The sequence below is a fragment of the Isoptericola sp. NPDC057191 genome, assembly GCF_042670225.1.
Lineage (GTDB): Bacteria > Actinomycetota > Actinomycetes > Actinomycetales > Cellulomonadaceae > Isoptericola.
The window spans coordinates 1-9,381 of record NZ_JBHUWC010000159.1; the positions used below are offsets into that span (position 1 = coordinate 1).

A 9,381-nucleotide genomic window follows, 5' to 3' on the forward strand; every position below is an offset into this window, starting at 1 on the left:
GCCCCCCCGGGCGCCCGCGCCGGGGCCCGGCCGGGGCGAGGCGTTCCTCCTGCAGGGCGGTGACTGCGCGGAGACGTTCGCCGACGCGAACGCGACCCGGATCCGCAACAAGGTCCGCACCATCCTGCAGATGGCCGTGGTCCTCACGCACGGCGCGAGCACGCCCGTCGTCAAGATGGGACGGCTCGCGGGGCAGTACGCCAAGCCCCGGTCGTCGGACCTCGAGACCCGCGACGGCGTGACCCTGCCCGCGTACCGCGGCGACATGGTCAACGGGCACGAGTTCACCCCCGCGTCCCGCACGCCGGACCCGGTGCGCCTCGAGCAGGCGTACCGGATCTCGTCGGCGACGGCCAACGTCGTGCGCGCCTTCACCCAGGGCGGCCACGCCGACCTGCGGCGCGTGCACGAGTGGAACCGGGGCTTCATGCGCAACCCGGCCTACTCCCGGTACGAGCGCACCGCCTCGGAGATCGACCGGGCGATCCGCTTCATGGAGGCCTGCGGGGCAGACTTCGACGCGCTGCGCTCCGTCGAGTTCTACCTCAGCCACGAGGCGCTCATCCTCGACTACGAGCGCGCCCTCACCCGGGTGGACGCCCGCACGGGCGAGGCGTACGCGACGTCGGCCCACTTCCTGTGGATCGGGGAGCGCACCCGCCAGCTGGACGGCGCGCACGTCGAGTTCCTGTCGCGGGTGGCCAACCCGATCGGCGTCAAGCTCGGCCCGACGACGTCGCCCGACGCGGCGCTCGACCTCGCGGCGCGGCTCAACCCGCGCAACACGCCGGGTCGGCTGACCTTCGTGACCCGGATGGGGGCCGGCAAGGTGCGTGACGTGCTGCCCGACGTGGTGGAGAAGGTCACCGCCGCAGGCGTGTCCGTCACGTGGGTGACGGACCCGATGCACGGCAACACCATCACGTCGGAGAGCGGCTACAAGACGCGCCGCTTCTCCGACGTCCTCGACGAGGTCACCGGCTTCTTCGAGGTGCACCGGGCGCTGGGCACCGTGCCGGGCGGCCTGCACATGGAGCTCACCGGCGACGACGTCACCGAGGTGCTCGGCGGCAGCGAGGAGATCGACGACGCCGGCCTGGCGCTGCGGTACGAGACGCTGGTGGACCCGCGCCTCAACCACCAGCAGTCGCTCGAGATGGCCTTCCGCGTCGCCGAGATGCTCACCGGCCGGTGACGGGAGCCGCTACCAGACGGTCAGCGTGACGGTGCTGCCCTTCGGGGCCGTGCCGGTCGTGTCCTGGAACCGCACGGTGTCGAGCAGGCCTCCCAGGTAGGCGTTCTCCTCGACGCGGAAACCGGCCCTCTCGAGCGCCGCTCGGGCTGGTCCGGTCCGCTTGCCGACGACGTCCGGCACCTCGACCAGCGGCGGACCCAGGGAGATCGTCAGGGTAACGGTGTCCGTGCGGTGCGCCGTCGCGCCCTGCTCGGGGTCCTGCGCCAGCACGTGCCCCTTCGGCACGTCCTCGTCGTACTCCGGGTCGCCGATCGTCACCACGAGCCCGAGCGCCTCGAGGTCGGCGACGGCGGCGTCCTTCTCCTTGCCGACCTCCTGCGGCACCTGCACCGGGGCAGGACCGTCGGAGACGGTCAGCGTCACGACCGTGTCGTGCCGCTGGCGCGTGCCCTCGCCGACCGACACGTCGAGGACGGTGCCACGGTCGGCCTCGTCGTCGTACGCACGCTGGGGCGCACCGACCGTGAACCCCGCACGCTTCAGCGCGGCGGTCGCCTGCTTGCGGCCCGCACCCACGAGGTCGTGAGGGACGGTGAGCATCTGCACGCCCCGCGAGACGACGAGCTCGACCGTCCCGTCGGTGCGCACGCGGTCGCCCGGGGCAGGGACCGTCGTCACGACGGAACCCACCGGGACGTCGTCGTCGAACGCCTGGGTGGACGTGGTGTCCAGGCCGGCCCGCTCCAGAGTGGTGCGGGCGTCGTCGGCCGGCACCCCCGCCACGCCGGACGGGACCGACGTCCATGCCCCGGGGCCGTCGGCGAACCACCACCAGGTGCCGAGCCCGCCTCCGCCGAGCACGAGCAGCAGGGTGAGCGTCCACGCGATCGCGCGCCGACGGCGCGACGGACGCCGGTAGGCCTCGGTGGGCTGCTCGACGAGCCGATCGGTGGGCTGGGAGGGCGCGCTCGCGGACACCTCCTGGAAGAACGCCGTGGGGATCTCGTCGACCGCGTCGGTGCCCTCGGTACCGTCGGCGCCCGGGTCGCGCTCGGGCGCGTCGTCGGCGGGCGTCTCGACCGGCGGCTCTGCCCGCCGGGCCAGCAGGTCGGGGGCGATCGACGCGCGCAAGGCCTCGAGGGCCTCGAGCGCCGCCCCGGCGTCCGGCGGCCGGTGCTGCGGGTCGCGCGCCGTGAACGACGCGACCAGCGCGTCGAATCCCTCGGGGAGCCACTCGACGCGCTCGGACGGGGCGGGGTGGTCCTCGTGCACGTGGTGGAAGGCCACCTGGATCGGCGTCTCGCCCGGGTAGGGGAGGGTGCCGGTCACGAGCTCGTACGCGAGCACCCCGACGGCGTACACGTCGGTGCGGGCGTCGCAGCGGCCGCTGGTGACGACCTCGGGGGCGAGGTACGCGACGGTGCCGAGGACCGTGCCCGTCGTGGTCGTGGTGACCTCTGTCACCGCCCGTGCCAGACCGAAGTCCGCGACCTTCACCCGGCCGCCCGCCGGTACGTCCCCGTCGCCGACCACGAGCACGTTCTCGGGCTTGACGTCGCGGTGCACGAGGCCCTTGCGGTGGGCAGCCGCGAGGGCGGCCAGCACCTGCGCGAGGACGTCGAGGGTGCGGTCGAGCGTCAGGGCGCCCGCGTCGTGCAGCTCACGGCGCAGGTTCGTGCCCGGCACGTACTCCATCGCGAGATAGCTGGTGTCCTCGTCGACGCCCTGGTCGTAGACCGCGACGACGCCCGGGTGGGTGAGACGTGCCGCGGCGCGCGCCTCCCGCCGGAACCGGGACACGAACGCGGCGCCGTCCACGCCGTCGGCCAGGTGGGGGTGCATCACCTTGACGGCCACCTCCCGGTCGAGGCGCCGGTCGGTGGCCCGGTAGACGGTGGCCATGCCCCCGCGCGCGACGCGCGCGACGATCTCGTACCGCCCGTCGACCAGGCGGCCGAGCATCGGGTCGGTCGTCGCGATGGCCACGCGACGAGTGTAGGGGCGGCCGCATCGGGCGGCCCGTAGGCTTGCCGCGTGAACGACACCGCACCCCCCGTGCCCGGCACCTCCGGCGAGCGCGACGACGACCGTACCGACGACCGTACCGACGACCGCGCCGAGGACCGGGCCGCGCTCGACTCCCTCGTGGACGAGTGGCTGACCCTGCCCGACGTCGCGGAGGCGCTCGGTATCGCGGTGAGCAAGGTGCGGGGGCTGGTCGACGACCGGACGCTCGTCGGGATCAGGCGGGGCGAACGGCACACGCTGCAGGTGCCTGCCGCGTTCCTCGTCACCGACGGCGACGCGCCGCACGTCCTCCCGACGTTGCGCGGCACGGTGCTGGTGCTGTCCGACGTGGGGCTCGACGACCCGGCGATCCTGCGCTGGCTGTTCGAGACCGAGCCGTCGATCGGGAACGCGCCCATCGCGGAGCTGCGGGCCGGACGTCGCGCTCAGGTGCGCCGGGTCGCCCAGGCGCTGCTCTGACCGGCTGGGGGGAGCGGTCGCCGGCCGCTGACCCCTCCGGCCGCGGCCTCGGGCGGTGCCTCGGGCGGCGTCTCAGGCCGCGCGGTCGACGGCGGCGCGCGCGAGGTCCAGCAGGACGGTGCGTCCGGGCTCGGCGAGCTCCGCGTCGGAGAGCGCGGCGAGCGCGTCGTCCGCCAGGGTGTCGATCAGCGTCTCCACACCGTCCAGCGCCCCGGAGCCCGCGATGACGCCCCGCAGCCGCTCGACCGTCGCGGCGTCGAGGGCAGGGTCACCGAGCCGCGCGACGACGAGGTCGCGGTCGGCCGGGCTCGCGGCCGCCATCGTGCGGGCCACCAGGACGGTGCGCTTGCCCTCGCGCAGGTCGTCCCCCGCGGGCTTTCCCGTCACCGAGGGATCGCCGAACACGCCGAGCACGTCGTCGCGCAGCTGGAAGGCCTCGCCGAGCGGCAGGCCCGCCGCAGAGATCGCGTCCACGCGAGCAGGGCCGGCACCGGCGAGCAGCGCGCCCAGCACGAGCGGGCGCTCCACCGAGTAGCGGGCCGACTTGGCCCGTAGGACCGCCCGGGCGCGGTCCTCGTCGGCGACGGGATCGAGGCCCCACGCCTCGGCCTGCACGAGCACATCGAGGTACTGCCCGACGACGACCTCGGTCTGCATCGCGTCGAACAGGCCACGTGCCTCCGCGGCACGGTCGGCCGGCAGGGCCGCGGCCGCGTCGGCGATCTCCCGCTGGCACGCCACCAGGCACAGGTCGCCCAGCAGGATGGCGGCCGCCGTGCCGAACCGCTCCGCGGAGCCGGTCCAGCCCGAGGCGGCGTGGCGCGCCTCGAACGCGCGGTGCGCGGTCGGCTCGCCACGGCGCGTGTCGGAGGCGTCCATGACGTCGTCGTGCAGGAGGGCGGCGGCCTGGAACAGCTCGAGCGCGGCACCGGTGCGGACGACGGCGTCGCGCTCCGGCCCTTCGGCCGCACCCCCGTGCGCCCGGAAGGACCAGTAGCAGAACGCCGCCCGCAGCCGCTTCCCGCCGCGCAGCAGGACCCCGGCCTGGTCGGTCAGCGCGGTGGCCGGGGCCCCGATCGCCGCCACCTCTGCTGCCAGGTCGGCGAGGTGCTGCTCGACCCGGGCGTCGACGTCGTGGCGGAGGTTCTCGAGGTCGACGACGGAGGGTGCGGTGGGCATGCCGACAGCCTATGCGTCCGCCACCGGGACGCGGGCCGCAGCCGTTCAGCCGACGACGACCGAGCCGCTCACGGTCACCAGGCGGCGTTCGCCGTCGTCGAGCACGCCGACCGTGACCGATTCCATGACCGGGTCTGAGTCCCGCGCGCCCTTCTTCTTCCCCGGCCTGGTCTCGCGGCCGAACGTGGTCTGGGCGGTGAGCCCGGTGAACGTCCCCGACTCGGACTCCGTGAAGCCCGCCTTGCGCAGGCGCTTGGCGAGCTGGTCGATGACCTCCTGGGTGCTGCGCGGCGTGCTGAGGTTGAGGGTCACGTCAGTGAGGGATCCCTTGTCGGGCGTCGCGGAGCTGGCGAGCACCGTGGCGTCCTGCGGGGCACCGAGCAGCTGCTCCGGGAACCCGGGTGCGTAGCCCCCCACCGCCGTGTCGGGGTCGAACGTGGGCAGCGCCGCCGCGGAGCCCGGGTCGGGGCTGGGCGTCGCAGCAGGGTCGTCCGCGCCACGCAGCCCGACGCCCGAGCCGTCCTCGCCGGTCGCGGACACCTCGTCGCCCGGGGCGCCGCCACCGCCGCCGAGCACCCCGCACCCGGACACCGCCAGGAGGGCGGCGAGCGTCACGACGGCGGTGCGGGCCCGCGCGGCGGGAGCAGGACGACGGTGCGTCGGGCGGAGGAGCGTAGGCACGGCGACCACCGTAGCGGCCCACGTGCCGTGGGCCGACGAGCCCGTGGACCACTCGACGGGATGCCGGGGCGAGGACGTGCCCCCGCGGTTCGGGGACGGGATCATGCCCCCAAGGACGCGCCGTCCACAAGGGACGACGCGGCGCACCTCCGCGCGGCCCTGGTCGGATGGGATCGGGTCATGGAAGCCGCCTACGCCACACCACGTTCCGGGGAGCCTGACTCCCCGTTCGACCTGCCCGTCGTCCTCCGCTCGTCCCGGGACCTGCTCGCCGCCGTGCCCTACCTGCTCGGCTTCCGGCCACGGGAGTGCTGCGTCGTCGTCTGCGTGACCCGCGAGGGGCAGGTCGGCCTCGTCGCGCGCACACCGCTCGGCGATCCCGGGGGACCGGCGCCGGAGGCTCGCGCGGTCGCCCGTGCCGCAGCGCGGGCCGGGACGTGCCTCGCGGTCGTGGTCGTGTGCACGGCGCGGCCCGCGGCGACGGTGCGGGCGGACGCCCGGGTCATGGTGTCCGCCCTCGAGGAGGTGCTGGACCCGCCCGCCGACGTGGAGGCGTGGCTCGTCGGTCCGGACGGGTACCGCGGGCTCGACTGCGCCGAACCGGCCTGCTGCCCTCCGCAGGGCCGACCTCTGGGCGAGCTCGAGCACGGCGAGGTCGGCGCAGCCTTCGTCGTCGCGGGGCGTGCGGTCGCGCCCTCGGAGCAGGAGGCCCACCGCATCCGGCGTCCGTCCGCCACCCTGCGCGACCGGGTGGCGAAGGCGGCCGCCCGCGCCGAGCGTGCCCGGCTCGCCGCCCGGACCGACGGCTCGCCGGACCACGCCACCGTCCGCTGGCGGGAAGGGTCCTACGACGCGTGGTGCGCGCTGCTGCGTCAGGCGGCCGCCGAGCAGCACGACCACCTCCCGGGCGAGGTGGCGCTGCCGCCCGCGCGCCTCGGTCGGCTCGCGGCGGCGCTCGCGGACGTCCCGGTGCGGGACGCCGTGCTCCTGTCGCTCGTGCCCGGCGGGCGCGAGGCCGCGGCCAGGACCGTCGGCACCGCGCGTCCCGGCGGGACCGGTGACGTCGAGGTGGACGGCGGCACCCGGCCGGCGGCCGACGTGGAGGTGGCGACCGCCCGGGCGATCGCCCGGGTCGTGGACCCCCGGGTGGGCGTGCCGCCCGACGCGGCGACCGCGGACGCCGCCCGCCTGGTTCTCGAGCAGGTGGTCGGCGGGGCGCCACGCCGGTGGCACGCGGCACCGCTCGCGCTGCTGGGGTTCCTCGCGTGGTGGCGCGGTGACGGCTGCCTCGCCGGGCGGCGGGTGCGCGAGGCCCTGCGGCAGGATCCGTCGCACCGGCTCGCCGCGCTCCTCGCCGGTGTGCTCCAGGCGGCGGTGCCGCCGGGCTGGGTCGCCCCGCCGGGCGGCACGAGCCCCAGTCCGCCCGAACGCACGGAGACCGGACCGTGACCGACTGGTGATCGGACGGTGGCTGCGGCCGGGCCGGTGACCGGCACCGGTGTCGGGTAGCGTGCCCCCATGGCGATCGTCGTCGGACTCCTGAGCACGGCCGAGGGACAGGCGGCACTCGCCGCAGCGAAGCGCGAGGCACGCGAGCGGTCGGTCCCGCTCACGGTCGTCGCGTCCAAGGGTGACGGAGGCGCCGAGCGACAGGCGCTCGAGGAGGACCTGGCGGCCGACGGCCTCCCGTACTCCGTCGTCGCCGGTACCGGGGACCTCGCGGACGACCTGGTGCGGACCGCCCAGGAGGCGGGCGCCGAGCTGATCGTCGTGGGACTGCGCCGGCGCAGCCCCGTGGGCAAGCTCATCCTGGGTTCGGGCGCGCAGCGGATCCTGCTGGAGGCTCCGTGCCCCGTGCTGGCGGTGAAGCCGTGACCCCGCCTCGCGCCGCCACGCCGGTGGGTGTGCCTGTGGGTGTGACGCTCGTGACCGTCGGGCCCGTGCGCGGCGTGCCACACCCGTCGAGCCGTTCCCGGCGTTCCCCGCGGTACGGCGGGAATCTTCGCGGCGTCTCGCGCGTTGAGCCAGCACCGGAGACCGGACGACGTGGGTACCCGAGCGGGCGCGGGAGCCTGTGGTGCCCCACCGTCGCGGATGTCGCCGGTACAATAGAGATGTCCGCCTGAGCCACGACAGTCCGAGTCGGAGGCCTTGACGGCGGTGCACCGTCCCCTCGAATGCCGAAAGGTCGGTTTGTGGCGTCCACTGCGCAGAACCCTGCACTTCCCCGCGAGTTCGAGCACCCTGCCCTGCAGGGCCTGCTCGCTCGAGGCACCGCCGACGGCCGGGTCGACGCCGAGAGTTTCCGTGCTGCCTGCGAGGACGCGGCGGTGGCGGACCCGAAGCGCCTGAAGGCCGTCCTGCGCGCCCTCGCGACCGCAGGCGTCGAGATCGGCGTGCCCACGGCCGCCAAGGTCGCCGCCGCCAGCACGAGCCGGAGCACCGCGACGCGCGCCAAGGCGCCGGCGGCCCGGTCCGGGGCGGTCAAGACCTCCACGGTGAAGTCGGCGTCCGCCAAGCCGGCGGCCGACGAGGAGCCGGACGAGACCGCAGCCGCGGCCAAGAAGCCCGCGGCGCGCTCGGCCGCGTCGAAGTCGGCCTCCGGCACCGCGGCCAAGGGCCCGAAGACGACGCGCGGGCGCAAGGCGGCGTCGAAGGACGAGCCCGGCCCGGACGACATCGAGGACGTCGAGCTCGACGAGGACGCGACCGACGTGGCCGACGACGAGCAGGAGACCGAGACGGCCGAGCGCTCCACCAAGAGCGCCAGGACCGCTGCCGGCAAGGACGGCAAGGGCGAGGACGAGGAGACGGGCTTCGTCGTCTCCGACACCGACGACGACGACCAGCCCGCGCAGCAGGTCGTCACCGCCGGCGCCACCGCCGACCCGGTCAAGGACTACCTGAAGCAGATCGGCAAGGTCGCGCTGCTGAACGCGGAGCAGGAGGTCGAGCTCGCGAAGCGCATCGAGGCCGGCCTGTTCGCCGAGGAGCGGCTCTCCAAGGACTACGCCGACTACGACAAGACGAAGGCGAGCGCCGACGAGCGTCGGATGTACCGCGACCTGCGGTGGATCGCGCACGACGGCAAGCGCGCCAAGAACCACCTGCTCGAGGCGAACCTCCGGCTCGTCGTCTCGCTGGCCAAGCGTTACACCGGCCGCGGCATGCTGTTCCTGGACCTGATCCAGGAGGGCAACCTCGGTCTCATCCGCGCGGTCGAGAAGTTCGACTACACCAAGGGCTACAAGTTCTCGACGTACGCCACGTGGTGGATCCGGCAGGCGATCACGCGCGCCATGGCCGACCAGGCCCGCACCATCCGCATCCCGGTGCACATGGTCGAGGTCATCAACAAGCTGGCCCGCGTCCAGCGCCAGATGCTCCAGGACCTGGGCCGCGAGCCCACCCCGGAGGAGCTGGCCAAGGAGCTGGACATGACCCCCGAGAAGGTGGTCGAGGTCCAGAAGTACGGTCGCGAGCCCATCTCGCTGCACACCCCGCTGGGCGAGGACGGCGACAGCGAGTTCGGTGACCTCATCGAGGACTCCGAGGCCGTCGTCCCGGCCGACGCCGTGAGCTTCACGCTGCTGCAGGAGCAGCTGCACCAGGTGCTCGACACCCTGTCCGAGCGCGAGGCGGGCGTCGTCTCGATGCGTTTCGGTCTCCAGGACGGCCAGCCGAAGACGCTCGACGAGATCGGCAAGGTCTACGGCGTGACGCGCGAGCGGATCCGTCAGATCGAGTCCAAGACGATGTCGAAGCTGCGCCACCCCAGCCGGTCCCAGGTCCTGCGGGACTACCTGGACTGATCCGGGTGACGTGAAGGGCCCCGGTGC

The 9,381-nt window shown here is 74.6% G+C and carries 8 protein-coding genes; 5 read left to right on the plus strand and 3 right to left on the minus strand.

All coding sequences use genetic code 11. The features are described from left to right. Positions 1-1,195: 3-deoxy-7-phosphoheptulonate synthase class II (locus ACFT55_RS16220; protein ID WP_380244874.1), on the plus strand; the 1,195-nt coding region annotated here is incomplete at its 5' end. 9 nt (positions 1,196-1,204) lie between these two features. Here the strand turns inward: ACFT55_RS16220 and pknB are convergent. Next, positions 1,205-3,181 (minus strand): Stk1 family PASTA domain-containing Ser/Thr kinase, encoded by a 1,977-nt coding sequence (gene pknB / locus ACFT55_RS16225; protein WP_380244875.1) that lies wholly within the window; start codon positions 3,179-3,181, stop codon positions 1,205-1,207. Positions 3,182-3,229: 48 nt separating this feature from the next. On the opposite strand from pknB, the gene ACFT55_RS16230 reads away from it, so the two are divergent. Further along, positions 3,230-3,682 carry an Rv2175c family DNA-binding protein gene (locus ACFT55_RS16230; RefSeq protein WP_380244876.1) on the plus strand — a complete coding sequence of 151 codons (453 nt, stop codon included), beginning with the start codon at positions 3,230-3,232 and terminating at the stop codon, positions 3,680-3,682. A 72-nt stretch (positions 3,683-3,754) separates the two neighbouring features. Here the strand turns inward: ACFT55_RS16230 and ACFT55_RS16235 are convergent, their stop codons facing one another. Beyond that, complete coding sequence (locus ACFT55_RS16235) at positions 3,755-4,861, minus strand: polyprenyl synthetase family protein (RefSeq protein WP_380244877.1); 1,107 nt, start codon at positions 4,859-4,861, stop codon at positions 3,755-3,757. 45 nt (positions 4,862-4,906) lie between these two features. After that, the gene (locus tag ACFT55_RS16240; protein WP_380244878.1) at positions 4,907-5,542 is read right to left on the minus strand and encodes a hypothetical protein; all 636 of its coding nucleotides are present in this window, start codon (positions 5,540-5,542) and stop codon (positions 4,907-4,909) included. Between the two features lie 180 nt (positions 5,543-5,722). Between ACFT55_RS16240 and ACFT55_RS16245 the strand changes: the two genes are divergently transcribed. The 3 genes from ACFT55_RS16245 to ACFT55_RS16255 all read left to right on the plus strand — a co-directional run bounded on the left by ACFT55_RS16245 (position 5,723) and on the right by ACFT55_RS16255 (position 9,354). Further along, complete coding sequence (locus ACFT55_RS16245; protein ID WP_380244879.1) at positions 5,723-6,991, plus strand: DUF4192 domain-containing protein; 1,269 nt, start codon at positions 5,723-5,725, stop codon at positions 6,989-6,991. A gap of 69 nt (positions 6,992-7,060) precedes the next feature. Further along, entirely contained in the window at positions 7,061-7,417 is a 357-nt protein-coding gene (locus ACFT55_RS16250; RefSeq protein WP_380244880.1) for a universal stress protein, read from the plus strand. Between the two features lie 320 nt (positions 7,418-7,737). After that, positions 7,738-9,354 (plus strand): RNA polymerase sigma factor, encoded by a 1,617-nt coding sequence (locus ACFT55_RS16255; RefSeq protein ID WP_380244881.1) that lies wholly within the window; start codon positions 7,738-7,740, stop codon positions 9,352-9,354. Positions 9,355-9,381 lie beyond the last annotated feature (27 nt).